The 25,549-nt window shown below is 44.5% G+C and carries 24 protein-coding genes and 1 tRNA gene; 11 read left to right on the forward strand and 14 right to left on the reverse strand.

What is annotated here, in order from left to right; all coding sequences use genetic code 11:
• Positions 1–9 precede the first annotated feature (9 nt).
• The 4 genes from flgC to K5Q73_RS15290 all read right to left on the reverse strand — a co-directional run bounded on the left by flgC (position 10) and on the right by K5Q73_RS15290 (position 2,886).
• On the reverse strand, positions 10–426 hold the full coding sequence (gene flgC, locus K5Q73_RS15275) for a flagellar basal body rod protein FlgC (RefSeq protein WP_012154594.1): 417 nt from the start codon (positions 424–426) through the stop codon (positions 10–12).
• A 2-nt stretch (positions 427–428) separates the two neighbouring features.
• On the reverse strand, positions 429–827 hold the full coding sequence (flgB, locus tag K5Q73_RS15280; protein ID WP_220760106.1) for a flagellar basal body rod protein FlgB: 399 nt from the start codon (positions 825–827) through the stop codon (positions 429–431).
• Between the two features lie 165 nt (positions 828–992).
• Positions 993–1,826: a protein-glutamate O-methyltransferase CheR gene (locus tag K5Q73_RS15285; RefSeq protein WP_220760104.1), complete on the reverse strand. Its 834-nt coding sequence runs from the start codon at positions 1,824–1,826 to the stop codon at positions 993–995.
• Positions 1,827–1,965: 139 nt separating this feature from the next.
• Positions 1,966–2,886 carry a chemotaxis protein CheV gene (locus K5Q73_RS15290; RefSeq protein ID WP_220760103.1) on the reverse strand — a complete coding sequence of 307 codons (921 nt, stop codon included), beginning with the start codon at positions 2,884–2,886 and terminating at the stop codon, positions 1,966–1,968.
• 207 nt (positions 2,887–3,093) lie between these two features.
• Here K5Q73_RS15290 and flgA point away from each other — a divergent pair, with 207 nt between their 5' ends.
• From flgA to K5Q73_RS15305, 3 genes are all read left to right on the forward strand, one after another.
• Positions 3,094–3,867 carry a flagellar basal body P-ring formation chaperone FlgA gene (gene flgA, locus K5Q73_RS15295; protein ID WP_220760101.1) on the forward strand — a complete coding sequence of 258 codons (774 nt, stop codon included), beginning with the start codon at positions 3,094–3,096 and terminating at the stop codon, positions 3,865–3,867.
• 105 nt (positions 3,868–3,972) lie between these two features.
• Positions 3,973–4,290: a flagellar biosynthesis anti-sigma factor FlgM gene (gene flgM, locus K5Q73_RS15300; RefSeq protein ID WP_220760100.1), complete on the forward strand. Its 318-nt coding sequence runs from the start codon at positions 3,973–3,975 to the stop codon at positions 4,288–4,290.
• 95 nt (positions 4,291–4,385) lie between these two features.
• Positions 4,386–4,811: a flagella synthesis protein FlgN gene (locus K5Q73_RS15305; RefSeq protein WP_220760098.1), complete on the forward strand. Its 426-nt coding sequence runs from the start codon at positions 4,386–4,388 to the stop codon at positions 4,809–4,811.
• Positions 4,812–5,139: 328 nt separating this feature from the next.
• On the opposite strand, the gene K5Q73_RS15310 is transcribed toward K5Q73_RS15305, so the two are convergent.
• Both K5Q73_RS15310 and K5Q73_RS15315 read right to left on the reverse strand, forming a co-directional pair.
• Positions 5,140–5,586, reverse strand: coding sequence for an LPP20 family lipoprotein (locus K5Q73_RS15310; protein ID WP_220760096.1), 447 nt, complete (start codon positions 5,584–5,586; stop codon positions 5,140–5,142).
• 1 nt (position 5,587) lies between these two features.
• A complete protein-coding gene (locus K5Q73_RS15315) occupies positions 5,588–6,217 on the reverse strand; it encodes a FlgO family outer membrane protein (RefSeq protein WP_220760094.1) in 630 nt (209 codons plus the stop codon).
• 290 nt (positions 6,218–6,507) lie between these two features.
• Here K5Q73_RS15315 and K5Q73_RS15320 point away from each other — a divergent pair, with 290 nt between their 5' ends.
• Positions 6,508–7,677 carry a flagellar assembly protein FlgT gene (locus K5Q73_RS15320; protein ID WP_220760092.1) on the forward strand — a complete coding sequence of 390 codons (1,170 nt, stop codon included), beginning with the start codon at positions 6,508–6,510 and terminating at the stop codon, positions 7,675–7,677.
• 192 nt (positions 7,678–7,869) lie between these two features.
• Positions 7,870–7,945: transfer RNA gene (locus tag K5Q73_RS15325), tRNA-Arg, on the forward strand.
• Between the two features lie 120 nt (positions 7,946–8,065).
• Here the strand turns inward: K5Q73_RS15325 and K5Q73_RS15330 are convergent.
• Both K5Q73_RS15330 and K5Q73_RS15335 read right to left on the reverse strand, forming a co-directional pair.
• Positions 8,066–9,319, reverse strand: coding sequence for a dicarboxylate/amino acid:cation symporter (locus K5Q73_RS15330; protein ID WP_220760090.1), 1,254 nt, complete (start codon positions 9,317–9,319; stop codon positions 8,066–8,068).
• Between the two features lie 351 nt (positions 9,320–9,670).
• Positions 9,671–10,366, reverse strand: a complete 696-nt coding sequence (locus K5Q73_RS15335; RefSeq protein ID WP_220760200.1) for a class I SAM-dependent methyltransferase — start codon at positions 10,364–10,366, stop codon at positions 9,671–9,673.
• A 356-nt stretch (positions 10,367–10,722) separates the two neighbouring features.
• On the opposite strand from K5Q73_RS15335, the gene K5Q73_RS15340 reads away from it, so the two are divergent.
• Together K5Q73_RS15340 and K5Q73_RS15345 are read left to right on the forward strand one after the other, a co-directional pair.
• On the forward strand, positions 10,723–11,202 hold the full coding sequence (locus K5Q73_RS15340; protein WP_220760088.1) for a DUF2947 domain-containing protein: 480 nt from the start codon (positions 10,723–10,725) through the stop codon (positions 11,200–11,202).
• 28 nt (positions 11,203–11,230) lie between these two features.
• Positions 11,231–11,806 (forward strand): chalcone isomerase family protein, encoded by a 576-nt coding sequence (locus tag K5Q73_RS15345; RefSeq protein WP_220760086.1) that lies wholly within the window; start codon positions 11,231–11,233, stop codon positions 11,804–11,806.
• A 19-nt stretch (positions 11,807–11,825) separates the two neighbouring features.
• Here the strand turns inward: K5Q73_RS15345 and K5Q73_RS15350 are convergent, their stop codons facing one another.
• Both K5Q73_RS15350 and K5Q73_RS15355 read right to left on the reverse strand, forming a co-directional pair.
• The gene (locus K5Q73_RS15350; RefSeq protein ID WP_220760084.1) at positions 11,826–12,719 is read right to left on the reverse strand and encodes a DUF6268 family outer membrane beta-barrel protein; all 894 of its coding nucleotides are present in this window, start codon (positions 12,717–12,719) and stop codon (positions 11,826–11,828) included.
• Positions 12,720–13,275: 556 nt separating this feature from the next.
• Complete coding sequence (locus K5Q73_RS15355; protein WP_220760082.1) at positions 13,276–13,890, reverse strand: TetR/AcrR family transcriptional regulator; 615 nt, start codon at positions 13,888–13,890, stop codon at positions 13,276–13,278.
• Between the two features lie 214 nt (positions 13,891–14,104).
• Between K5Q73_RS15355 and K5Q73_RS15360 the strand changes: the two genes are divergently transcribed.
• Positions 14,105–15,229, forward strand: coding sequence for an efflux RND transporter periplasmic adaptor subunit (locus tag K5Q73_RS15360; RefSeq protein ID WP_220760080.1), 1,125 nt, complete (start codon positions 14,105–14,107; stop codon positions 15,227–15,229).
• 6 nt (positions 15,230–15,235) lie between these two features.
• Positions 15,236–18,328, forward strand: coding sequence for an efflux RND transporter permease subunit (locus K5Q73_RS15365; protein WP_220760078.1), 3,093 nt, complete (start codon positions 15,236–15,238; stop codon positions 18,326–18,328).
• A gap of 4 nt (positions 18,329–18,332) precedes the next feature.
• Here the strand turns inward: K5Q73_RS15365 and K5Q73_RS15370 are convergent, their stop codons facing one another.
• Complete coding sequence (locus K5Q73_RS15370) at positions 18,333–18,584, reverse strand: YdcH family protein (RefSeq protein WP_220760076.1); 252 nt, start codon at positions 18,582–18,584, stop codon at positions 18,333–18,335.
• Between the two features lie 268 nt (positions 18,585–18,852).
• Here K5Q73_RS15370 and K5Q73_RS15375 point away from each other — a divergent pair, with 268 nt between their 5' ends.
• Together K5Q73_RS15375 and K5Q73_RS15380 are read left to right on the forward strand one after the other, a co-directional pair.
• A complete protein-coding gene (locus K5Q73_RS15375) occupies positions 18,853–20,856 on the forward strand; it encodes a methyl-accepting chemotaxis protein (protein ID WP_220760074.1) in 2,004 nt (667 codons plus the stop codon).
• A gap of 213 nt (positions 20,857–21,069) precedes the next feature.
• Positions 21,070–21,642, forward strand: coding sequence for a hypothetical protein (locus K5Q73_RS15380; protein WP_220760072.1), 573 nt, complete (start codon positions 21,070–21,072; stop codon positions 21,640–21,642).
• A gap of 564 nt (positions 21,643–22,206) precedes the next feature.
• Here K5Q73_RS15380 and cydX read toward each other — a convergent pair.
• The 3 genes from cydX to K5Q73_RS15395 are packed head-to-tail and all read right to left on the reverse strand — an operon-like array spanning position 22,207 to position 25,050.
• The gene (cydX, locus tag K5Q73_RS15385) at positions 22,207–22,323 is read right to left on the reverse strand and encodes a cytochrome bd-I oxidase subunit CydX (RefSeq protein WP_220760070.1); all 117 of its coding nucleotides are present in this window, start codon (positions 22,321–22,323) and stop codon (positions 22,207–22,209) included.
• Positions 22,324–22,338: 15 nt separating this feature from the next.
• The gene (gene cydB, locus K5Q73_RS15390) at positions 22,339–23,478 is read right to left on the reverse strand and encodes a cytochrome d ubiquinol oxidase subunit II (RefSeq protein ID WP_220760068.1); all 1,140 of its coding nucleotides are present in this window, start codon (positions 23,476–23,478) and stop codon (positions 22,339–22,341) included.
• 15 nt (positions 23,479–23,493) lie between these two features.
• Positions 23,494–25,050, reverse strand: coding sequence for a cytochrome ubiquinol oxidase subunit I (locus K5Q73_RS15395; RefSeq protein ID WP_220760066.1), 1,557 nt, complete (start codon positions 25,048–25,050; stop codon positions 23,494–23,496).
• Positions 25,051–25,549 lie beyond the last annotated feature (499 nt).

Raw genomic sequence — 25,549 nt, forward strand, 5'->3', positions numbered from 1 at the left:
TCACTGAGTTTATTTGCCTATTCTAAGTGTCTGCTGAAGCATAGATTTAGCCGCTTCAGTGACTTGAACATTCATTTGATAAGAACGAGAGGCTGAGATCATATTAGCCATCTCTTCCATCACATTGACATTTGGCTTGTAAATAAAGCCGTCGGTGTCCGCCATTGGGTGATCTGGCGAAAACTCTTTATTTAGTGGTAAATCGCTTTCAACAATCCCTTTAACCGCCACAGATTGCGCTGCGCTTTGATGCTGCTGCGCTTTACTCATCTCGGCTTCAAAGATTGGATGGCGAGCACGATAGGTCTCTCCAACACTGCTCGATACTGAATCGGCGTTAGCTATGTTACTGGCTGTGGTATTGAGTCTGACTGACTGGGCAGACATCCCTGAACCCGCAACATTGAAAATATTAAATAAGCTCATTATTAATCGCCTCTAATCGCTTTTTTCATACCAGAGAACTTACTGTCGAGAAAACCCAGTGACATTTGATATTCAAGGGCATTTTGCATAAATGCTGACTGCTCTTGCTGAATATCGACAGTGTTACCGTCACCGGTATCGGGCTGGTTTGGCACTCTATAGCCTACATTCTGCTGAGTTAACGCCGCCATATCGAAGTGCTTGCTGTCGCTTTTAGCCATAGCTAAACCTGATTGCTGAGATTGGGCCGCATTCATTGCTTTTGAAAAATCAATATCGCGCGCCTTGTAGCCAGGCGTATCAGCGTTAGCAATATTTGAGGATAGGATCTCTGCACGTTGGGAACGTACGCCCAAAGTGTGTTGATGAACTCCTAACGCTTTATCAAAACTAATCGCCATAAAATTGCCTCCTCAGCTCTATGGCTGAAACAAAGCAATAGTTATGCCAAAACAATATAATAAAGAGAAGTTTATGCAGAGAATAAGCTACAGCTAGATTAGACAGAAACAAAAAACGCGTCTAGAGAGACGCGTTTTATTTACTGAGTGTAGTTCAGGGCGAGATTAAACTCGCTTCTGATAATAGATCCCAGGATTACAACGGATCATGTCAAATTCATCGGACAAACCCGCTATAGACTCAGATGCGCCAAGAAACAGAATGCCGTTTGGATTTAATGCGGCAGCAAATTGCCGTAGTATTTTCCGCTTTGCCTCAGGAGAGAAATAGATCAATACATTGCGGCAAAAAATAATATCGAACTTGCCGAGTAAGGTATAACTCTCGAGTAGGTTATGCGCTCGGAAATTAACCAAACGCTTAACGTTATCTTTAACCACCATATTACCCGAGGGCAAAGTATCAAAAAACTGACGCTTACGTTCGTCAGATAACCCTCTTGCTAAGGCGAGATTGTCATACTCGGCACTTTTACAACGCTCCAGCATAGATGGCGATAGATCAGTTGCCAAAATGTTGGCATTACCAGGCAAGCTTCCAGGCTTGCGCTGTTGATGCTCCAAGATAGTCATAGCCAAAGAATACGGCTCTTGTCCTGATGAACAGGCAGCAGACCAAATCTTTACCGGGCGGCCTAAACGGCTAAATGTCGGTAGTATACTGTTCGATAGTAGCTCGAAGGGATAACGGTCACGAAACCACAATGTTTCATTAGTGGTCATGGCATCGATAACCTCAGTGCGTAACTGACGCTCTGTAGGCTTCATTGACTGCTTTACCACTTCAGATAAAGAGGGCAAGTTATACTTACCCATTAGAGGCGCTAATCGGCTTCGCACCAAATACAGCTTGTTTTCTCCCAGCACAATACCGCTGTGCTGCTCTAGGAATAATCTAAATTGCTTGTACTCATTCTCAGCAAGAGACTTATTTGACACTCTATTATCCTAATATCAATAAAACAAACCGCTTCGACCCAACAGGGTTAAACACAGCCAAAAAACGAACGCAGCGTTATACCTTAGCAGCAAAGGAAACACAAGCAAGAGATGTTTCCTACTTCGCTAAATTACTCAACTAAAGACTTAAGTGCTTGTTCACAGCCGCCGCTAACTCATCAGGATTAAATTTCGCGATAAAGTCATTGGCGCCAACTTTCTGTACCATAGCCTGATTAAACACACCGCTAAGTGAAGTATGTAATACCACTTTGATGTTCTTAAGCTTAGGGTCATCACGGATCTCAGCCGTTAAGGTATAACCATCCATCTCTGGCATCTCAATGTCTGAAATAATCAAAGGGATCTCAGTTGAAACATCATCAAGCTCCGCAGACATGGCTCGTAGTTTCTCTAACGCTTCTTTACCATCTTTTGCAGTATCGATTTGTAGGCCCAGCGAGGTCAACGCCCTAATAATCTGTTTACGAGCAACTGAAGAGTCATCAATAACCATAATATGGTAGTGCTGATCTTTATCTATGGTTAAAGCATCATTCAGTTCTTGGCTGGTTTCAGTATTAACAGGCGAGATCTCATCGAGAATTTTCTCAACGTCTAAAATCTCAACCAACTCATTATCAATTTCAGTCACCGCAGTGAGATAAGAAAATTTTCCGGCCCCTTGAGGCGGAGGCATAATGGCTTCCCAGTTCATGTTGATGATACGTTCAACCGAACTCACTAAAAAGCCTTGAACGCTGCGATTATACTCGGAGATGATAATGAAACAGTTTTCAATGTTCTCAATTGGTCTACCACCTGTTGCCGCACTCAAGTCAATCACTGAAATGGTCATGCCGCGAACATGGGCAACACCACGTACTTTTGAGTTCAACTTAGGCAGAGTCGTCAATGGAGGACATTGTAAGACCTCCTTGACTTTAAACACGTTGATTCCGAATCGTTGACGTCCATTTAGTTTAAATAACAATAACTCCAATCGATTTTGACCTACCAATTGGGTCCGTTTGTTTACGGATTCAAGAATAGTCGACATACATTTTGCCTTTTACCTACTTCTCATAGGCTTATATCTAATTTAAATTAAGAGATCTGCGCAAATAAACAATTAATTTTGGTCTCTACCGAGCAATTCCATATATCTTTCCTTTTTAGGCATACTACTTGCTTAACTCAAGCTTATCTGAGTAAGCAATACAATTTCAGTCAAACTAATGACACTCACAGATGCAAAAGGATAGAGATGACTGCGGTCCAACACATTCCAAAATATACGCGCATTCTAGCGAATCAAGCTACTGCATTCATTATAAAAGCTTTTATTGGCTCGTTTTTCATCATACTTGTGACGCCAACTCTAGCACTTGCAGCCGAACCTGCCAGTATTCCTTCTATATCGACCATATCTCGATTAGCTATAGCCGCAGTTGAACAAAAAATTGATGCTCCTGAAAAAGCGCGGATAAATATCACGCCACAGAGTTTAGACACCCGAGTCAATTTACCTAATTGTTACCTGCCAATTAAGGCTGAGATTGCCAGTGACCGTGCCATTCGCCGTAATAATACGGTTAAAATTAGCTGCAACAGCCCAGACTTAAGCTATCCATGGCAGATTTTTCTCTCAGTTAGAGTCGATATCCTCTACCCAATCGTGGTTGCAAAATCGACCATGGGACCGGGCGATCTACTCGCACGCGGTGAAATTGAAATCGAATATATCGAACAGAGCAGCATCCGCGGCCAACAATTTGAGGATATCTCACAAGTTGTAGGTGCAAGACTTAAAAGACGTGTCGCTCCGGGTCAGCCAATTTTTGCCAACCAACTCTGTATCGTTTGTAAGGGTGACAGTGTGTCGATATATGCTCGTTCTGAAAACTTTCAGATTAAAACCGTAGGCGAAGCACTGCAGGACGGAAACGTTGGCGATAAAATTCGAATTAAAAATAGTCATTCACATAAAAAACTCGATGCTCGAGTCACTGGGGTTGGCCAAGTCGAAGTAAGAATGTAACAATATATGCTGTGTGAATATATGAATGAAAAAATCCTAAAGTATTGAGTAATGCTGCCGATAGCATGTGTAATAAACTCTCTTTATTAACTGTTGGATCTCAAAATGGCTATTGATATTAAACAAGTAAACGCCCATGCCAATACTCGTATTGGTACTGGTATGAATACCAAAGGTGCACCGGCTCAAACCGCACCCGCAGCGCCCGCACCTACTGCACAGAAGAGTGATTCAGTGTCGATTACGGCGCAGGCTCAACAAATTCAAAACGTACAGACTAAGATGGCTGACATGCCTGAAATCGATCAAAAGAAAGTAGATGCAATTAAAGCAGCAATTGCCGAAGGTCGTTATAAAATCGACCCAGAGAAACTAGCCACTAACATCGCTAGCTTTGAGAATGATCTTAAAGATTTAGGTTAAGCCCTGTGTTCCTGCTTTCGTGTACAACGTCGCGGTAACTGGGCTCTACAAAATAAAAGTAACCAATACGTTTGACTCAAAATAAACAGGCCATTATGACAAATTTATCTCAACTCATTAGCTCACAATACCAAGTGCTGACCGAGCTAAAAGAATTGATCAGCCAAGAAAAACAGGCTTTGCACGCACAGCAGGCCGATGTTTTATTGTCGCTAGCTAGCACTAAGACTAATCTATTGGCGAGCCTTAAACAAAATGATGAGATAATTGCACAGCAACCAGATCTAGCCTTGTTAACTACCCATCCAGAGTTATCGCAGCAAGTCGCTAACACCAAGCAGCTACTAGCAGAATGCCAACAGCTCAATGCCGAAAATGAATCATTGATTGAATTAAGTTTAGCCAGCTTAAATCGATTCTCGCAGGCACTACAAGTCAGCCGAAACTCTTCCAGCCTAACCTATGACGGTAAAGGCCAGACCTCAAGTATCTCCACTCTAGGTAATAACTTAAAAGCTTAAAGGTTTAAAAAAAGGGCGTCGCGTTGCGACTTCTAGATCCTAGGTTAAAGATAAAGAAGGTGCTAGGAAAGCATAAAGATCAAAGCAATTGCATAAATAAAACCAATGCAAGCTTTTGACTTTTCTTGTGCTTCCCCTAGGTCCTAGAAGCGAAGCGTCCTAGACTCTTCTTAGCTTATACCGTTAGCGTAGCGTTCTGTGAGTGAGCCTGCGAACGTTCCGTCTTCTGTAAGCTAAGCGTTCGTCTTTGTCTTTTCTTGTGCTTTTCCTAGACCCTATAAGGACGAAGTCCGCCCTAGCTCCTAGAAGCGAAGCGCCCTTATTAGCTCTAAAAATACGTAATCTCTTTTACTCGTTGTGAACGATTTTGCTGCTGATACAACGCCCACACCTGCTCAAAATCCAGTTCAAGCTCCGTCACATAGTGCTCGCCTACTGGGTAACTCTTGACCACTTTCGCACCGCGGATCACACCAGACACTGATGCTTGAATTTCATCAGCCGCTAACATCCAATCTCTAACCTGACTCGTCGCGCTCAGTTGCTGGCCATAAACCTGCTCGGCAAGCTCACGATAAGCGGCAATCTTTGACGCCTGCATTGCCATTAATACACGCTGGGATTGCTCGGTTGCAGGCTGAGTATCCAGTGGTGCATAGCCTATAGCTGTCAACTTAGGAAAAGAGCTCGGCGCCTCGGTTTCATACTGCACATATCTGTCTTGTGCAGAGCATGCACTGAGTGCTAATGCAGCACATAAAATAACCGCCTTCATCTTATTGCCCCCCTACTAATTGAACCGTGTGCTGACCAGTTTGCGCATCTCGATAAAGTAAGCCATTTTGTGAAACGACTTTTTCAGACAGACTAATATAGCCTGGCATAGCACTCGCATTAACAAAGCCCTGCGCCGCCGATATTACCCGGTTATTGTTGATATTAACGATACGACTATTTAACGCGACACCTCGAGTTGACAAGCTCATTGTCGACACAACCACATTTTCAATTGGAACATCTACCGGTAATTGCTGCCAATCTCGAGTCAAAATAAACTCACCCGATTGAGTCACTTTTAGGGTATCGCTAACGTTGATATCGACAAGATTGAATTGATGATCATGCAAGCTGGCAATCAAACCTTGCTGAAACTGCAGCCCTAACCCATTGGTCGATTTCATATCTGACAACAACACTGGAGTTGTGACCAGTAAAGGCTGATCCGAACGTAGGGCATCGTTTTGACGCACCAACTCGTTCACCATCTGCTGCGATAAATGATTAACCGCTTCGGTATGCGGCAAACCATAGCCGTTAGCCATCTGCAGTTCAGCCTGATTATCGGCTTCTGTGCTTGCGCAGCCTATCGCAAACAAAATAGGTAAAAAAATGATTAGCTTATACATTTTTTAAGTTCCTGTTGGGCTGTCGTAGCCATGGTTAATCTCGCTCTCTATCTCAGCCTTTATCTCTATCTCAGCCCGTTTTTGACACGAGATTTATTGACAAAAGTGAGTCTATTAACTCTTATCGGCAAATAAGCGAATAACTTTATCGCTTTTCACCTTAAGAAACCGACCAAAAACGCTAGGAAAGGCACGTATATTGCTTAACAGTTAACGAGGCATATATGTTCGTCAGTTATCCGACATGCAAAAATCTTCGGCTATCAATTTCTCAAAACTGGAAAGGTGAGATGAAACCAGCGCAATATTTTACAACCGCACTCGTGTGCCTAGCATCATCTGTACTGACTTTACCGGTACAGGCAAAATGGATTAGCGCCAGCGGTCAAGCCAAAATTAATGACAACAATGTCAATCAGGCTAGAGAAAATGCCATCCATCAAGCGGTCAGCTATGCAACATTGCAATCTGGTGCGCGCTTTAGTAGCCAACAAACCGTCAAAAATGGCCAACTGGTTAACGACTCTTTTACTCTAGAGCAGCAAGCCCAAAGCCAGAATGTTGAACTGGTGAGCGAGCTAATAGAAGACGGTAAAATCACAGTTAACGTACGCATCGATATGATTGAACCGCTCAACGACACTTGCCAAGCCACTCAACTCAAAGCGGCAATTTTAATCCCTCAAGCACTGATTAAAGATAGAACCCAGCTTAGATACGGCAATATTGGCCTTTTCGAACAAAATCTATCTGAACGACTCGCTAGCACCCTAGAACAGAACGCCAGTAACAGCTTCCCACAGACCCACGCCAACGAGCGTTTAGACATAGATCAAGCCCTAGTGGATGTGCGAGGCTATCGCTTACCTAGCTGGTTAAGTGAGATCACCGACAGTCAGTATATTTTACTACCAGAAATCATCGATATCTCTACCGAACCATACACGACAACCTTAGGGCTTTGGGACAATGACCCTATGCGCAATTTCCATATTCGCGTCTCTCTGTTCCACGGTATAAGCGGCGAAAAAATCTGGAGCCAGCAATATAGCCAAGCTGCAGAGTGGGAATTTAAGCGCCAACAAACGGTAAACTCAAACAGTGAAAACTTCTGGAGCAGTGAGTACGGCCAAGCAATCGATCAAATACTCGCCAAGGTGAGTCACGATATCGACAACAATCTAAATTGTCGTCCCTTGCTGGGCCAAGTTGTCTCAAGACAAGCCAATAGAATCATCCTTAATGTGGGCAGACGTCATGGCATTCGAGTTGGTGATACTTTGCAGTTAGTATTACAACAAAATATGCCTGACAGGCTCGATAACATGCGTGCAGTAGCAGGAAAAAGCAAAGCAAGCATTACCATAGATCAAGTCACTGAAGAGAGCGCAACCGCAGTATTAGATGGCATGGCTGCATCGCTAAATATCCAAATCAATGACCTAGCAATAAAGCTATAACTAAAGTACTGAGGAAAATTAGTACTGAGGAAAATTGCAGGCTCGCATGACGAGCAATAGCTACAAGCTAAAGCGAATTCATGACGATTAGCCTGCAAAACGCCCCATTGCGAACATTTATTAAGCAACTAAATTTAAAGACTTTTCATCAGCTCTTTTCATCTAGAGTAAAACCAGTATAATCACTCACGTCTCCCTATAGCTCAACAGGATAGAGCAGTCGCCTCCTAAGCGATCGATCGGGGTTCGAGTCCCTGTGGGGAGACCATATACATACCTCTGTATATGCAATTCAATAGCTTGTCATTTCTAGTAAAACTAATTATATCTACGTATATTTTCAGCAGTTGATTGACTGCATCCCTTAAACAATAATCCAATAGATCCATTAGCTTTTCTGCCACTTATCAACCACTAGCGCGGCGATGATATCGCCTTCGACATTAACTGCGGTGCGGAAGGTATCAAGTGGCCGCTCGATAATCAGCAAGATTCCGATAGCTTCTAACGGGATCCCTGCGGCCAATAGCACTAACTGCATTCCCGACATTGACCCCGATGGCATACCTGGTGCCCCGATTGAAGACACCATGGCCATGATAAAAATCATCACCATGCCTGTTGTAGTCAGATCCACGCCGAATAGCTGCGCCAGAAATATAGCGGCGACCCCTTCAAATAACGCGGTACCGTCCATATTCATCACCGAACCTAAGGGCAGCACCATGCTACTGGTAGAAGGTGATACGCCTAGCTCCTCAGCACTTCGCATCGACAAGGGTAAAGTCGCGGCGCTCGATGAGGTGGCAAAAGCCATCGCTAACGGTGCGCTAATCCCTTTAAACAGGGTGGATATTTTAATCCCCGTCAGTAACTTGGCTAAGCTAGGCAATACCACCAGCCCATGAAGCATAGTCAGTACAAATACCAATAGAGCAAACATCGCTAATTGGCTAAATAGCGCCTCCCCTCCCGTGAGGGAAAACTCGAATACGATGGCAAAGATAGCCAAGGGCGATAGGCGAATAATACCGCCAATCATGGTGTTAATGCCCTTGTTAAGGCCTGATATCAGCTCAAACAGCGGGTGTTTTTCAGGTAGCGCGGTTAACAGTGCGATGCCAAACATAATTGAAAACACCACCACCGCGAGCAGGTTTCCATCTGAGATTGCAGCAACCGGATTAGAGAGCGCCATATTCAGCAGCTTAGTGGCGATAGCGCCGCCCGATGCCGCCTGCTCACCAATGAGAGTGGCCCCTTCGGCTAAAGGTACCGCCTGAGTTAAGGGTTGCCACTCCGGTAGTAATAACGAAGCACCTAAACCAAGACTTATCGCTATCGTGGTGGTGAAGGTGTAAAAGCCAAGCGTACGCAATCCCAATGTTTTTAATTTGGTTATCGCGCCTATGTTGCTTATCCCTTCGATCAGCGACAGCATCACCATTATGCCTACAACCATCTTCAACAAACCGATATACACGGTTTTACCCAGCATCAAAAATTGATACCAAGCTTGCTGGTCGATTCCGGCTGCGCCGTTAGGATAAACAAAATGAGTTAACCCGCTTGCCAATAACCAAGCTGCAGCTGCGGCCAAGACTAACTGTAGTGGCAATGAGCCACGAATTTTATTCCACATTGCAGGTTTCCATGATGTCGCAGTGATAGTGTGAGAGCTAATCCGCTCTACGGACTGGATTGATTGAGCCGAAAGTTAGTACTCATAAATGTATTGAGCGTCACTTTTCAGACTTGGATGATAGAGGCTGTAATTATAAAGATTGGGATAGAAAGGATAATTAGCTAGATTGGTAAATAACTATTACTCAGTGGTAATAATGGTGCTACCCATAGCTTCTGTGCTGTGAGCTTAGGCAAGGTTATCCGGCATGATTATCTAAGGCGAAGATGGAGTGTCTATCTCAGGATCATGGAGCATTCACTGCCGTGTTTGCTCCTATGATGCTAAGTACCATCTAACTGATGGTACTTAGATTTTTACGCAGGCAAAAATCGCATTACCAGATACTCCATCCCACGGCATTAACCTGTCATAATCATGCTCAAGAATATGCACTTCAAAGTAAGGCTGCAGAAGTAATTGTAATTCTGCAAAACCGATGGCAACCATAGGATGCTCATCTTGCCAAGACTGAGTGGTATCACCCGTTGTTTTTTGTATGCTGAGTTTCAGTGCTTGCTTCTCACCAATTCCCGAGTAATACCAACCTGAGCTAAATACAAACTGACTGTCTTCATGAACTGCGCTATGGCTAACCACTGAACTGTTATCAATTCTGCTCTTCTTGACTGAGTTAAAACAAAACATGCCGCCAGGACTCAGCGCTTTATGTACGCTGCTGATACACTCTTTTAGCTTTTCAATTCCATCGCTGTAGTGAATTGAATAGAGAAAACAGGTGATCAGATCCAATGGCTCATCGACCGTGAAGTTCGCCATATCATGACAGACAAACTCGGCATCGGGGCAGCGTAATTTGGCAATATCTAGCATAGGCTGGTTGATATCGAGACCGCTACTTTGATAGCCATTTTCAATAAAATATTGAACGTGCGGCCCTGTACCACAGGCCAAGTCTAGGTGACGTACACCTCTGTTTCCGAAAAGTTGATGCAGACGGCGTATACAGTCACTCTGTGCTTGATAGTTAATGTCGGCACACATTAAATCATAATAACCAGACAGGTCAGTGTATAAGGCATTGGTTTGCGTTGTAAGCAAGGGGGTTTACCGTGAATTTTTTGGGTGGCGCATACTATACTAATTGCTCAAATTTGCGAAGCAGATAAATCCATCTTTTGACGATTGCTTTTATAAAACATTGTTACTAAGACGATTCCCCCTTTTTTGCTAAATAGTTACCTATAGGGTAAATCCCTATAAATTATCCATGCCAAGCATATTGAGTGCATCTTCAACTTAGTGCCCCTAGTTTTATTTCCCAAAAACAAAGCGGATCCGTATAATACTGCTCTAGTTTAATTCGCTGTAAATAACTCAAACAGTCTGGAGAGCATCGCTTGGCACATACTTATATTCCATTTGAACAGTACAAACGTAAATGGATTTTTAATCATAAAGATCTTCCGGTTAGCGATGAAGATAAAGCGTTGATCTCACCACTCGATCAAAAGTCGTCGATGGAAGTATGGAATAAATGGATTAGCAACAAGAGTAGCCGCACAGAACAGTTCACCAAAGGTGACTGGGCAGCCAAAGACAGTGCTTGGGTGTTAACTGAAGACTGGCAGGGCCCTTGGGACAGTGAAGAAGCCTCGCTACCAGAAGGCTTTATTGAGCACTTTGATTGGGCTGATGATGCAACCGTTTATTTTTGCTATGAAAAATACCAAGTAATTGAAACACGCTGGGATGTTTTTGTACGTAACTGGAAGTGCTTCCTGTTCTTCGATGATGGTCCACTGCTGGTTTCTCCAAAACAAAAACAAGCTGCAATATTCCACCAAAGCGGCCAATTCCAGTTAGGTTCTCGCGGTTAATTACCGCGTTTTTATTTTTGAGGTTTTTATGAAGTCGCTCTCTACCCTACTATTCGCAACCAGTGTGCTAGCAACAAGCATGTTAGTTTCATCGTCGTTACAGGCTAAAGAAGTCGCGGGCGTACAACTCGATGATTCGGTGCAACTCGAAGGCCAAACACTTGTGCTTAATGGTGCAGGTGTGCGCAGTAAGTTCTTTATCGATTTGTACGTTGGTAGTTTATATGTACCTACTAACCTAGATTCAGCCCAAGCAGTAATTGATGCGCAAAGCGCTGCTGTTCGTCTTAATATCACTTCGGGTATGATCACTGCCGATAAGATGAAAGATGCCATCAATGAAGGTTTTGATGATGCAACCGATGGCAATACCACACCGATTGCAGCAAAAATCGAGCAGTTTTTGGGGCTATTTAGCGCCGAGATTGTTGAAGGCGACCAATTTACCCTGCTCGCAGATAAAGCCACTGGCGTGACCGCTTATAAAAATGGTCAGGCTCAAGCAACTATCGCTGGCGAAGACTTCCGCCAAGCCTTGCTTAAGATCTGGTTAGGTGAGCAACCAGCCCAAGACAGCTTAAAAGAAGCCATGTTAGGCGAGTAATTTAAACTCTAGAGTCTCTCTAAAATTTAAATGTGACATCCAAGGCCGCTGCGCCTTGGTTGTCGATATTCTCATTAGTATTTTGTGGATTTAATTCTAACTCGCCATTAAAGAAATACCCCGCGTAGGCATTAACGCTCACCGAGCGGGAAATATCCCAACCCACTCTGGCAAAACTCACCCACTCCTCAATTTCTGCCGTCTGTTTTTCATCGGCAATAAGAAATCGGTTTGTGCGTTTTGACGTACCAAGACCCACATTCCAGTCAGAACTGAGTTGATAACTTAGCTCCAGACCCGCTGGGCCGCTAAAGCCTGCCGAGAAGGGATTACCGAGTTTCAAGTTTTCTGTAATTTGCCAGTTCACCGCTAAAAACGGCACGGTTCTGACTTCATCAATATCGTTTAAGTAAGCCACGCCGAAACCTAACATATTACCAGAATCGAAACGGTACATGCCTGACAACACCGCGCCATAGCTCTCGGCATTACTGGAAGACGCCGTATTGGCATAAGCATATTGCAGCTTAGGTGCAAAGATAAACATCCAGTTTTTATTTGGGCGGTAAGACAAAGATAAGCTCGCGCGGTAACGCTCGATTTTATCCCATGTTTGGGTGTTATCTTTTAAACTCGGTGAGCGCCAGTCATAATCTAAATTATCGTATCCGATCCCAGCACCTATCGACCACTGCCTGTTAATCGGCATACTGGCTTTTGCATCAAACATCCATTGGTCGCGTTGCAGTTCATTACCTTGATTGCCAACCTCTGCCGTTCCCGTGGTGATCCGAGAAGCACTAATGGTAAATGGGCTGGGGCGATAAGAAGCTTGCTGCTCTTTCGCTAATAAGGTTGGCGACGCTAACAAACTTGATGCTGCAACCAGGCTAAGAGCCAAAGGCTTTTTCATATTGCTAACTCCATTAGCTAATACCAATCAGTATAAGCAGTTGATCTACTCAGAGCGTTTTTCGCAAACTAATTCAAGGCGAATAGCTGAAAGAATGGTTATTCCCTTGTGAAGCTATTTAACGCTGAAGTCGGCAGCCAAAAACGCTCCAGAATGGCGAGTTTTAGCTGCTCTAATACTGCGTTAACGAGCTTAACCGTAGAACCACTATGCTCTTCACTCGTTGCCTTGTCTCAGTGTCGCTAAACTCTCGCTAAGCGACCAAATCTTTATACTGATTGGTATAATCATTATTAATCTCAGTAAAGCTTACTCATTCAGTAAAGCTCAGTTAAGTACTCTACTCTACGCACATAGCAAGCTGTAGGATCATTTTGTATCTAACTATTTTTACAGCCTTTCCTATTATAAAGTCCCGCTTTCAGACTCAAGTTATAGCAATCGAATAAATGATATGATTGCTATTAGTCTAGCGCCAAAAACAAAAAAGGAGCGATAAGCTCCTTCTATTAACATTCAAGCTAGCATTCAAACTAGATTAGCACTGTCACTCTGATTAAACAGTTTTGTAGGCCTTTAAAAACATCTCAACCGTGTCGTTGATGTATTGCTCACGCTCGGCCAGCAGATCGCTCACATCCAAACCAAGATCGAGTCGCATACGTACTTCACCAAATACCATCAAACACAAACGCACTGCGCAGTGATGCGGGTTGTTAAACTGATAATCACCAACCTCTGAGACCTTAGCTAAATACTCCGCCAATAATCCTAAAATATGCTTTGGACCTGCACTGTAAAAAAGCTCAGAGATTTTAGGATGTGAATCTGATTGCGACACACACGCCTTAAACACTGTAATGGCTTCAGGGCTAGTGATCACCTCCCCAAAATGTTTGGCAAACAAGGCTAAGCTGACTTCCGGCGTTAATGGATCAGACAATAACTCTTGATTCACACCATGCACTAAACACTTTGATTCTATCGATGCGACAAACAGATCATCTTTACAGCCAAAGTGAGAATACACAGTTTGTTTAGAGACGCCTGCCAGCTTGGCGACTTCATCCATACTGGTATTAGGAAAGCCCTGCTCACAAAAAAGCTCTTTAGCAGCTTGTAAGATCTGCTCACGCTTTTGCTCACTTCGGCTCATTGATGCTGCATTCATAAAGGGCTTCACTCCGGCGTTTAGCCTCAAGGTAAATCTATATTGCTATTTAAGCACAGACTAGACTACTCAGTCCATTTTACGAACTAACAGACTACAAATAGACCCTAATTAGACTAGACAGTCTAGTTTTAACACTCTAGACTACACAGTCTAGCTTAACAATTTTTATACTTATCACTTACCGCGGCGTTAACAAAATAGGCTTAGTGTAATGAATACTCAAAGTGTGCTAATACATCGCAAAATGGCTATGTTACTAGCTGCAGTCGCTCTTCTATCAGCTTGCCAAGATAGTAATATACCATTAGCCGCCACGCCAAGTTACCAATCTGTTAATACACAAGAGCTACATCTTGATGATAACTATCAATTTAACCAAGAGTTTTCGGGTAGTATTCGAGCAGGCAACACCACGGGAGCTGGCTTTGAGTTAGCCGGTAAGATTAATGCGTTAACAGTCGATAGCGGTGATAGTGTTAAACAAGGGCAGCTACTTGCCAAACTCGATACCCGCCTATTGTTAGCCGAAAAAAATGAGTTAACCGCTAGCATTTCACAAAACCAAGCCGACTTAGATTTGGCTCAAACGACCCTCAATAGAAGTTTAGGGTTACAGCAGCAAGGCTATGTATCAGAACAACAATTAGATGAGCAGCGCGGCCAGTTAAACAGTCTTAAAGCCGCCAGCAACCGCTTAAATGCGGCGTTACTAGCGAATCAATTGAAAATAGAAAAATCCGATCTGCTCGCGCCTTTTGACGGTGTCATCAGTAAACGAACTCATAACTTAGGCGAAGTAGTCAGCCTTGGCAGCCCGGTCTATACCCTAATCGAAGACAATAACATCCAAGCCTATATCGGCGTGCCAGTGGATATTGCTAATCACCTCACTACGGGGCAAAACGCGGATATCCGTGTGAGAGGCCAGCACTACCAAGGTAAGATTGCCGGTATTAGCGCTGAACTCAGCCCAATCACCCGCACCGTAGAGCTTAGGATCACCTTGCCAGCCAACGCCGATGTGATTAACGGAGAACTGAGTTACTTAAGCTATCAGCAAACCATTGCCTCTCAAGGTTACTGGGTGCCGTTAAGTGCACTGACCGATGGTGTGCGAGGTCTGTGGAATATCTATGTCCTACACCCTGTTCTTAACCCGACCGACAGTGAGCTTTATCGAGTTGAGCGCCGCGATGTGGAAATTATTTATACCGTAAAAGATAAAGCCTTCATTAATGGAGCGATTAATTCCAATGAGCAATATGTCTCCCAAGGTTTACATAAGCTAGTGGCGGGCCAGTTGGTGACTCAACAGGCCCAACTCGCAACGAGGTAGCCACAGATGGTTAAGTCATTAGTAGAGAACGGCCGTCTTATCAGCCTTGTGATTGCCTTGTTAGTAGTCGCGGGCTTTGGCGCAATATCAAGCCTGCCGCGCATGGAAGATCCAGAAATTACCAACCGCTTTGCGTCAGTGATCACTCACTATCCTGGCGCATCGGCTGAGCGTGTTGAAGCGTTGGTCACCGAAGAGCTTGAGAGCGAGTTAAGACGACTTGAAGAGCTGAAATTAGTGCAGTCTACCTCGCGTCCTGGGATCTCGGTTATTCAGCTTGAGCTCAAAGATGACGTATTAGAAACTGCGCCTGTTTGGTCAAGGGCGCGCGACTTAATCGCCGACGCCAAAGGTAAGCTACCAACACCAGCGCAAAACTCGACCTTAGATGATCAGCTTGGTTATGCCAATACTGCGATACTCGGGATCGCTTGGCGCGGTGGCGGTGAAGTGCGCACTGATATGCTAAATCGTTACGGCAAAGAATTACAAAGCCGATTACGTCTACTGAGCGGCACAGATTTTGTTAACCTTTATGGCCAACCAACCGAAGAGATCTTAGTCCAGCTCGACGGTAATAAGGTCAATCAACTTAAGCTTTCCCCTGCTGCTATTGCCCAAATTCTGCAAAATGCCGACTCTAAAGTGTCAGCAGGTGAAGTCAGCAACGACTACTTTAAAGCCCTAATCGAAGTCTCTGGTGAGCTAGACTCCATCGCTCGCATTGGTCAAGTCCCCTTAAAAGTCACCACAAATGGCCAAATCATCCGCTTAGCTGATATTGCCAGCATTAGCCGTCAGCCTAAAGAGCCCGCTAACAGCATTGCCTTAATCGATCAGCAACAAGGCGTGATGGTTGCGGCGCGAATGCTCAGCAATACTCGCGTCGATTTATGGCTAGCACAAGTGCGCCAGTCTGTTGATGAACTGCAAGGGAGCATTCCAGCAAACATTGAACTTGAATGGCTATTTGACCAAGAGAGCTACACCACAGAAAGGCTGAGTGATTTGATTGGCAGCTTATTGCTCGGTTTTATCATTATTCTTGCGGTGCTAATGCTCACTTTAGGCCTCAGAAATGCCATTATAGTGTCTCTTTCATTACCGCTTACCGCCCTATTTACCTTGGCCTGCATGAAATATATCGGCCTGCCCATTCACCAAATGTCGGTCACGGGTTTAGTTGTGGCATTAGGGATTATGGTGGATAACGCTATTGTGATTGTTGATGCCATCTCCCAGCGCCGCCAAAGCGGTATGGATAGGATCAATGCCGTTAAACAAACCCTACAACACCTTTGGTTGCCCCTTGCAGGCTCGACCATTACCACTATGCTGGCATTTGCCCCTATCGTATTAATGCCCGGCGCTGCCGGAGAGTTTGTTGGCGGTATTGCCATCTCGGTCATTTTTGCCTTACTCGGCTCTTTTATTATCTCGCACACCATTATTGCCGGGCTGGCTGGTCGATTTGGCGTTAACGGTAAAGGCACACATTGGTATCACCACGGCATTAATTTACCGTTTATGAGCAATGCTTTTAGACGCACATTAAGCCTTGCGCTATCGCGGCCGTTGCTTGCCGCTTTAGTGATAGGCATATTGCCAGTGATGGGCTTTATTGCAGCCGGAAAAATGACTGAACAGTTTTTTCCGCCATCAGATAGAGATATGTTCCAGATTGAAGTCTACTTGGCGCCCCACGCCAGCATTGACCTTACCCGCTTACAGGTCGAGGACATCGATAATGAACTGCGTCAAACCCAAGGCATTAGCCGTATCGATTGGGTAATTGGCGGCAATACGCCCTCTTTCTATTACAACTTACTGCAACGCCAACAAGGTGCCAGTCATTATGCGCAGGCCATGGTAAAAGCCACTGACTTTGCTACCGCTAATGAGCTTATTCCGGCCTTGCAAAAGTCGCTCGATAAGCGTTACCCACAGGCGCAAATTATTGTGCGCAAACTCGAACAAGGCCCGCCTTTTAATGCGCCAGTAGAAGTGCGTATATTTGGCCCCAATCTAGACCAATTAAAACTGTTGGGCGAACAAGTTCGCAAAGTGTTGTCTGACACCGCTGATGTTATTCATACTCGCGCGACGTTAAGCGCAGGAGCACCTAAGGTTTGGCTACAAATCGATGAAGATGCAAGCCTAATGAGCGGCCTATCATTAACCGATATTGCTAAACAGGTGGAGATGGCCACCACAGGTATAAATGGCGGCAGTATTTTAGAGCAAACAGAGTCTTTACCTGTGCGTGTGCGTCTAAGCGATAGCACCCGTGAAGACCAAACAAAACTGTCTGCCATCACGTTGGTGTCAAACAGTGGAAAAGGCATTCCACTATCGGCCATTTCGAACAGTGAGATAGAGGTCAGCCGCGGCGCAATACCAAGGCGTGATGGTCAGCGGGTTAACACCATTGAAGCCTATCTAACAGCAGGCGTCCTGCCACAAACCGTGGTAGACAATGCCAGTGAAGCCCTCGCTCAAATAGCCCTACCTAGCGGTTATCACATAGAACTGGGCGGCGAGAGTGCCAAACGTAATGAAGCGGTCGGTAATTTGATGTCTAACTTAGTGTTAGTGGTCACTTTGCTGCTCACCACTGTGGTGCTGTCTTTTAATTCATTTAGGCTAACCGCGATTATCTTGTTTAGCGCGATGCAGTCAGCAGGGCTGGGTTTACTGGCAGTGTATACCTTTGGCTATCCGTTTGGCTTTACGGTAATCATCGGCTTATTAGGATTGATGGGACTGGCGATTAACGCTGCCATTGTGATTTTGGCAGAGCTTGAAGAGGCGCCACAAACACGTGCTGGCGATACACAAACCATTGTTGACTTAGTCACCAGCTGTGGCCGTCATATCGGCTCAACCACCATTACCACCATCGGCGGCTTCTTACCGCTTATCATTGCCGGAGGTGGATTTTGGCCGCCATTCGCGATTGCCATTGCAGGCGGCACACTGCTGACGACATTGTTATCTTTAGTCTGGGTACCGACTATGTACCATTTAATTATGCGACCTAAAAAAACCAGCTCAAACGTCACCAATTCCAATGCAGCGAGTGCGCATTTGGCAACTTAGTGGACTATGGCTGATTCGCATGGGCTGCCAATAACCGATAAAGTTGATCTTTAAGCGTTACACGTTCAGCTTTCAACTCAATGAAGTGCTCGTCAGTGATGGGCACTTCATTTTTCTCGAATCCGCGTATTTGGTGATCGAGTTGATGATAGCGCTTTGCCAACTCGCAAAATGCATTATTGCTGGTTTTAAGTTCAATAATAGCGGCCAAATATTCTGGAAACTCATGGGTAAGTAGGTGATTTTCGCCCAACATATACTTCTCCTGTTGATTCAAGACCAGCCATATTGAGTCGTATTCAACCTAATCTTGAAGACATTTCAATCTATGGCGAGTAATGGTGCTATCTATTATCTCTATTCAGGTTACGCTTAGCTACTAATATTGGTTATTTTCCGTTCGCAACAGCTGTATTCTAGCCATTTGCTCCACACGAAATAAAGCTCATATATTAGACACACATCAATCAATTTTCGTTCAATATCAATTACATTATAAGCACCTCTAGCAAACTTGAATTGATATGAATTATAAGAATTGGCCAATAGCCAAACAAATAGGCTTGCTCGCTTTACTACTAACCATTGTTGTTTTTGGTTTTCTCGGTTGCGTCTCCTACTTAACAGCCTCAGATGTACTAAGGGATAAAGGGATCAGCGCGATGAAAGCGCAGACAGAAGGAACAGCTGACTTAATTGAACTGCAATATGAAAGCCTACTGTCACTTGCCGAGCGTAATGCCGATGTATTTCGGGCCATGTATCCTGGTAACTTCTATAAACCGAATAAAACCGTCAGAGTGATGGGGATAGAAACGCCTGCACTAAGACACGAAAAAGAACAGATCAACGCCACTAAGAGTAAGGTCGATCGTTACTCTAAGCTAACAGGCGGCAATGCAACTGTGTTTGTCCGAGATGGCGATAACTTTATCCGTATCTCAACGTCACTCAAGAAATCAGACGGAAAACGTGCACTTGGCACCAACCTAAATAAAGACCACCCAGCCTACAACGCTGCCTTAAAAGGCCAGAGCTACGAAGGGTACGCCCAGCTTTTTGGCAAAGATTACATGACAATTTATCGCCCGATTACCAACAGCGGCGGCGAAACGATCGGCATCTTGTATATCGGATTCGATATCAGTAATTCGTTAACTCAATTACGTGAGGCAATTAATAAGCTCCAGTTAGAAGAAACTGGTAGCTACCTAGTTGTTCATAAATCAGATTTAACGGTTATTTCTCATCCGGAGTATCAAGCTGGTGAAAAGGTCTCTACCAAACTGCTTAACGGTCTCAATATTGAACAAGCGTTAACTCATCAAGGCTCGTGGGAATACACCAACAACCATGGCGCTAAGGCCTATGCTTATACCATTAATATTCCGGGTTGGGATTGGTCGCTTGTCGGCCTAGTTGAAGCCGCAGAGCTAAATGAAGAGAGCGTTAGCCTACTTAATATCAATATGGCTGTCTCTGTCATTGGCATGATAGTGATTACACTACTGCTATCACAGGTATTGATAAGGGCACTTAAGCCACTAGGCTGTTTACAAGGTCAATTAGAAAAGCTGGGAGCGGGCGATCTTTCTCAAACCTTTGCGTCAATCAATACCAATAGTAAAAACGAGGTCGATCTCATAACCAATAGCACCTCTAAGATGGCAATCAATTTAAGAGAACTTATCTTGGCGCTACAGCAATCTGTTACAGCCTTGCAGTCCCACTCTAACCACACCCAAGAAACTGCCCGTCTTAATGGCCAAGAGGCGCAGTCTTTAATGGCACAAACCGATCAGATAGCTACTGCTATCGAGGAGATGTCAGCATCGGTGCGTGACGTGGCTAATCATGCCAGTGAAGGCGCAACCATGAGTCAGCGGGTGGACAATGCGGCAAAAGGCGGCCAGACAAACTTAAACGATCTCGTCAACGGTCTGCAAAGCTTAAGTAACCAGCTAACCGACAGCCACAAAAGTGTAGAAATCGTGAATAAGGAGAGCCAAGCAATTAGTCAGGTGACCGAGGTCATTAACAGTATTGCCGAGCAAACAAATCTCCTTGCGCTAAATGCGGCGATTGAAGCTGCCAGAGCAGGTGAGCAAGGCCGAGGCTTCGCCGTGGTCGCCGATGAGGTGCGCACACTTGCCCAACGCACGCAAACCTCTATCGCCGAGATCTCGCAAACTATCACTCAGCTGCAATCACAGGTAAAGTTCACTACTGAGCAGATGAATCAAAGTAATGAGCTTGGGGATGCATCTGCGGCGCAAGGTAACGAAGCGATTGCTCAGCTGCTAGAGATCAACACCAGTATCGCTGAGCTCGCAGCAACCTCAACCAGTATCGCCAGCGCGACTGAGCAGCAAAGCGCCGTCGCGGAAGAGATCACCCGTAACCTGCATCAAATCACCGAGCTTGCCAGAGATGGTGAGCAGCGTGCAGGAGAGAGTGTCGACTCGGCAGAAAGCCTAGCGACAATAGCTAACGAGATTAATACTAAAATCAGCGTATTTAAGGCGTAATATTTAGTCTCAATCACCCTCTCTATAGATGCATTTTTGAAAGGTAACAGTCATATGACTGTTGCCTTTTATATGCGTGAAACAAAACACCTTACTAACTATATCAATGATTTCAAATATATTTATCACTGCTAGCTTTATTAACAGACCTCGAATTATAATCGCGCCAATTTCGTGTTTTAGAAAATAACCTCCCCCAATACGAGTACAAATATGTTACGTAACTTATTCTTAGTGACCTTGATCATTATCATGGCAGGCTGTGCCAGTCCGCAGAGCAATACTGTACAAGGAAAAAAGCTGTTGATTGTCGCCGGAAACGGACTCAACAGCACCTATGAAGGTAGCCCTGCCGCGAATGCTTTTCTTTATGAAGTGGGTGAAACTTTTGCCACAGATCTAGGCAACAAACTGGAGGAGTTTGGCTTTGAATCTTACCTGTTTGTGAGTAAGGATGCCGCGACCTATAAACAGCAATACCAACGCGCTGTAAACCGCTTAATGACCGATGAAACCATTGATGGCGTTGCCGAAATTAAAGTGCTGCATACCAAAGATGAAAAGGTTAATGAAATAGCAATCTATGCAACTTACTTTACCACTGAACCTATGACGAAAGGCTGCGATCTGCGCACTTCTGCAAATTGTTATAGCGTAAAATCGTTAGACAAAATTGGTGATAGAAAACATTTAGTAGTCGATCAGGCAACACAAAGCTTTAACGACACCCCAGTGTCTGAAATGGTCACCGACACCGCGCTTTTCATCTACCGCTCTGAGCTGTAACCTAACTGCAATTCTAGCCACATAGCTAAAAGTGCTTGTCTTGCGCTAGGCTTCTAAAGAGGCCTAGTCACGGCGCTTCTGCCAGCGACAGTACTTCCTATTCTTATCTCTTACCGTCTAGCGCTATCATTAAAAAATTGATGGGCTAAAGCCCAACCTACAACAATAGAAACCTGGCCTTTATCTTTGCTTGTGTCGTCCCCGCTTTTCTTAGCCCCCTTATTTACAGTCTCAGCTTTTACCTGCTCTTCTTAGAACCTAGCCTTTTGTTCAAAGAACTGACGGCATAAATGCCGACCTACAATGGTTAAACCGCTTTTCCTGCGACCGTCCTTGAACCTCAAATCTTCTTTTTAGCTTTTCTGTAAGCGAAGCGTTCCGTGAGTGAGCCTGCGAACGTTCCGTAAGGCCGCAGGCCGCTCGGCTTTCACCGTCTTAGCTTGTATCATCTCAGCTTTAACCGTCTTTGCTCTTCGCTTTTCCTAGCTCCTGGTTTTACCTTCTTAAAAACAAAAAGCCCCGCAATTGCGGGGCTTTACTTAACCATTTAGCGATAGCAGAAGATTAATCTTCGCTCTCTGCATCACGGTCCATGTTCTCAGTAGTCTCAAGCCATAGGGCGTTGATGATACCAAAAGAACAGGCTAACAATACGCCTAAAATCCAAGCGAAATACCACATAATCTAGGCTCCTTATTAGTAAAGTGAGGTCTTGTTCTTTTGGATGAAGTCGCGAGATAAGCGACCAAACATCTTCAAGTAAGTCCAAACCGTGTAGCTAAGTACAATCGGTACAAAGATGATTGCAGCCCAAGTCATTACAGTCAATGACATCTCACTTGCAGTCGAATCCCACATAGTCAAACTTACGTTTGGCTCTAGTGAAGATGGCATAACGAATGGGAACATTGCTGCACCACAAGTTAAGATGACTGCTGCAATACCTAGTGAGCTAAAGAAGAACGCAAAACCAGAGCGGTTCATGCGGCTAGATAGCAATACTAGGATAGGCATAAGTAGACCAATCACAGGGAACGCCATAGTCAGTGGGTACTTGTCATAGTTCACTAACCAAGCGCCAGCTTCAACTGTAACTGTTTTAAGAGTTGGGTCTGAAACGCCATAAGTATCGATAGCAGAAGTAATCACGTAACCGTCAATACCGTTTACTAGCCATACACCTGCTGCGCCAAAGAATACGAACAGCGCGACTGATAACAGCTGCGACATTTTAGCAGCACGAACGCGTAGCTCGCCTTCAGTCTTCATCTGTAACCAAGTTGAGCCTTGAAGCATAAACATGCTCACGCTCACTAGGCCAGCTAGAATACCAAAGCCATTAAGTAGACCGAAGAAGCCGCCGTGGTAAGTTGCACGTAGGTATTCGTCAAAGTTAAACGGAACCCCTTGTAGCAAGTTACCAAACGCAACACCGATAATTAGCGGCGGAACAAAACCACCAACAAACAGTGCCCAGTCCCAAGACTTACGCCATCTTGGATCTTCAATCTTTGAACGGTAGTCAAAGCCTACAGGACGCATGAACAATGCAAACAAAGTCAACATCATTGCTACGTAGAAACCTGAGAAAGACACGCCGTAGACCATAGGCCAAGCTGCGAACAATGCACCACCAGCGGTGATTAACCAAACTTGGTTACCATCCCAGTGCGGTGCAATAGAGTTAATCATAATACGGCGGTCAGTGTCGTCCTTACCGATAATCGGTAATAAAGCACCTACACCCATATCAAAGCCGTCTGTGACAGCAAATCCGATGAAAAGCACACCAATCAGTGCCCACCAGATGAATCTTAACATTTCATAATCAAACATAATCAGATCTCCAGTTTAGGCATCAAGCTTTTCAAAGTGATAGCGACCCGTCTTCAAACAGCTTGGGCCAATTCGTGCGAACTTAATCATTAAGAACAGTTCAATCACTAGCAAGATGGTATAGAACAGCATAATAGAAACGATACTGAACATTAGGTCGCCCACAGACAAGCTAGAGGCTGACATGAATGTCGGTAACACTTCAGAAATCGTCCAAGGTTGACGGCCGTATTCAGCCACAAACCAACCACACTCAATGGCAATCCACGGTAGTGGTAAGCTGTAAAGTGCCGCTTTAAGAACCCATGGTTTCTCTTCGATTTGATGACGCGTGCTCTGCCAAAATGCTGCAGCAAACACAAATAACATCACCATACCCGCACCAACCATGACACGGAAAGACCAGAACATAGGTGCTACGTTTGGAATAGAATCATCAGCTGCCGCTTTAATCTGCTCATCTGTCGCATCAACCACTTTATCGGTATAACGCTTCAATAGCAGACCGTAACCTAAGTCAACTTTTGCTTCTTCAAATGCCGCGCGGACTTCAGGAGTTTCATTACCGTTACGTAACTGCTCAAGTAGACCGTATGCCACCATACCGTTACGAATACGTACTTCGTGCTCAGCAATCAGATCTTTAATACCTGTAACTTGCTCATCAAGTGAACGAGTCGCAATGATACCCATTGCATAAGGAATCTTAACCGCAAAATCTGTTTCTTGAGTTTCTTGATTTGGGAAACCTACCGCAGTAAATGCCGCTGGAGCTGGCTCAGTGTGCCATTCAGCTTCAATTGCCGCTAACTTAACGCGCTGTACTTCACCCACCTTGTAGCCTGATTCGTCACCAAGAACGATTACAGACAAAATAGATGCCATACCGAAACTTGCTGCAATCGCAAATGAGCGACGTGCAAACGGTAGGTCACGCTTCTTCAGAATGTAGTAAGCACTAATCGCTAGAACGAACATCGCACCCGCTACGTAGCCTGACGCCACAGTGTGAACAAACTTCACCTGTGCAACCGGGTTAAATAACACTTCACCCCAGCTGGTCATTTCCATACGCATGGTTTCGTAGTTGAATGTGCTACCTACTGGGTTTTGCATCCAGCCGTTAGCCACTAAGATCCACAATGCTGACATGTTAGAACCTAGCGCAACTAACCAAGTTACAGCTAAATGCTGGCGCTTGCTGAAACGGTCCCAACCAAAGAAGAACATACCGACTAGAGTAGATTCTAGGAAGAATGCCATCAGGCCTTCAATAGCAAGTGGAGCACCAAAAATGTCACCGACGTAATGCGAATAGTATGACCAGTTAGTTCCGAACTGGAACTCCATAGCCAAACCTGTTGCAACGCCAAGTGCAAAGTTGATACCGAATAACTTACCCCAGAACTTGGTCATATCTTTATAGATTTGCTTATTGGTCATCACATAAAGTGATTCCATTATGGCTAGCAAGAATGCTAACCCCAAGGTCAAGGGAACAAATAGGAAGTGATACATGGCCGTCATCGCAAACTGAAAACGCGACAGCTCAACAACCTCTTCTAAAATCATTTGTGACTCCTTAGGTGGTGTGTCAAATCACAATCGTTAGATCCCCATCAACGAAATGTGATTGCCTATATAGGAATAGTAATGCAGTAAACACAGCCGACTTTTGTTAACAATAAATCGACTTAACCGCGCTTGATTGTTTAATTCTTAAATTTTGTAATTTAAAGTCTAAAACCCTAGCAAAAAACCGCTTGCCTTCACGTTTTTAAAGACCTTTGTGACACCCATCTCGAATGTGCGAGCAAAAAACAAACAAATTAGTTAATATCAGCCACTTGCAATACGAAATAGAGTTATCTCGAGGGATTTTATAACATTCAAAATTGATTCAAATCAATCAATCCATTCGGTTTCAATGGGTTTTGAGCCTTAGCACACAGTTCCACTAAGTGCGCTCTTGACAGCATAAAATGCTCATGCTAGGAGCGTCTATTTTTTAAACTAAACAAGTTTAACATACCCCTAAACAAATTATTTACACTTGAGCCGCCAAAAAACT

The organism is Shewanella sp. MBTL60-112-B2 (assembly GCF_019655055.1).
Taxonomy (GTDB): domain Bacteria; phylum Pseudomonadota; class Gammaproteobacteria; order Enterobacterales; family Shewanellaceae; genus Shewanella.

What these genes read in the sequence shown, in the direction of transcription:
- flgC (WP_012154594.1), bottom strand. Translation starts at nt 426, where the DNA reads ATGAGCTTATTTAATATTTTCAATGTTGCGGGTTCAGGGATGTCTGCC.
- flgB (WP_220760106.1), bottom strand. Translation starts at nt 827, where the DNA reads ATGGCGATTAGTTTTGATAAAGCGTTAGGAGTTCATCAACACACTTTG.
- K5Q73_RS15290 (WP_220760103.1), bottom strand. Translation starts at nt 2,886, where the DNA reads ATGTCGACTATTCTTGAATCCGTAAACAAACGGACCCAATTGGTAGGT.
- flgA (WP_220760101.1), top strand. Translation starts at nt 3,094, where the DNA reads ATGACTGCGGTCCAACACATTCCAAAATATACGCGCATTCTAGCGAAT.
- flgM (WP_220760100.1), top strand. Translation starts at nt 3,973, where the DNA reads ATGGCTATTGATATTAAACAAGTAAACGCCCATGCCAATACTCGTATT.
- K5Q73_RS15305 (WP_220760098.1), top strand. Translation starts at nt 4,386, where the DNA reads ATGACAAATTTATCTCAACTCATTAGCTCACAATACCAAGTGCTGACC.
- K5Q73_RS15310 (WP_220760096.1), bottom strand. Translation starts at nt 5,586, where the DNA reads ATGAAGGCGGTTATTTTATGTGCTGCATTAGCACTCAGTGCATGCTCT.
- K5Q73_RS15315 (WP_220760094.1), bottom strand. Translation starts at nt 6,217, where the DNA reads ATGTATAAGCTAATCATTTTTTTACCTATTTTGTTTGCGATAGGCTGC.
- K5Q73_RS15320 (WP_220760092.1), top strand. Translation starts at nt 6,508, where the DNA reads ATGAAACCAGCGCAATATTTTACAACCGCACTCGTGTGCCTAGCATCA.
- K5Q73_RS15330 (WP_220760090.1), bottom strand. Translation starts at nt 9,319, where the DNA reads ATGTGGAATAAAATTCGTGGCTCATTGCCACTACAGTTAGTCTTGGCC.
- K5Q73_RS15335 (WP_220760200.1), bottom strand. Translation starts at nt 10,366, where the DNA reads ATGTGTGCCGACATTAACTATCAAGCACAGAGTGACTGTATACGCCGT.
- K5Q73_RS15345 (WP_220760086.1), top strand. Translation starts at nt 11,231, where the DNA reads ATGAAGTCGCTCTCTACCCTACTATTCGCAACCAGTGTGCTAGCAACA.
- K5Q73_RS15350 (WP_220760084.1), bottom strand. Translation starts at nt 12,719, where the DNA reads ATGAAAAAGCCTTTGGCTCTTAGCCTGGTTGCAGCATCAAGTTTGTTA.
- K5Q73_RS15355 (WP_220760082.1), bottom strand. Translation starts at nt 13,890, where the DNA reads ATGAATGCAGCATCAATGAGCCGAAGTGAGCAAAAGCGTGAGCAGATC.
- K5Q73_RS15360 (WP_220760080.1), top strand. Translation starts at nt 14,105, where the DNA reads ATGAATACTCAAAGTGTGCTAATACATCGCAAAATGGCTATGTTACTA.
- K5Q73_RS15365 (WP_220760078.1), top strand. Translation starts at nt 15,236, where the DNA reads ATGGTTAAGTCATTAGTAGAGAACGGCCGTCTTATCAGCCTTGTGATT.
- K5Q73_RS15370 (WP_220760076.1), bottom strand. Translation starts at nt 18,584, where the DNA reads ATGTTGGGCGAAAATCACCTACTTACCCATGAGTTTCCAGAATATTTG.
- K5Q73_RS15375 (WP_220760074.1), top strand. Translation starts at nt 18,853, where the DNA reads ATGAATTATAAGAATTGGCCAATAGCCAAACAAATAGGCTTGCTCGCT.
- K5Q73_RS15380 (WP_220760072.1), top strand. Translation starts at nt 21,070, where the DNA reads ATGTTACGTAACTTATTCTTAGTGACCTTGATCATTATCATGGCAGGC.
- cydX (WP_220760070.1), bottom strand. Translation starts at nt 22,323, where the DNA reads ATGTGGTATTTCGCTTGGATTTTAGGCGTATTGTTAGCCTGTTCTTTT.
- cydB (WP_220760068.1), bottom strand. Translation starts at nt 23,478, where the DNA reads ATGTTTGATTATGAAATGTTAAGATTCATCTGGTGGGCACTGATTGGT.
- K5Q73_RS15395 (WP_220760066.1), bottom strand. Translation starts at nt 25,050, where the DNA reads ATGATTTTAGAAGAGGTTGTTGAGCTGTCGCGTTTTCAGTTTGCGATG.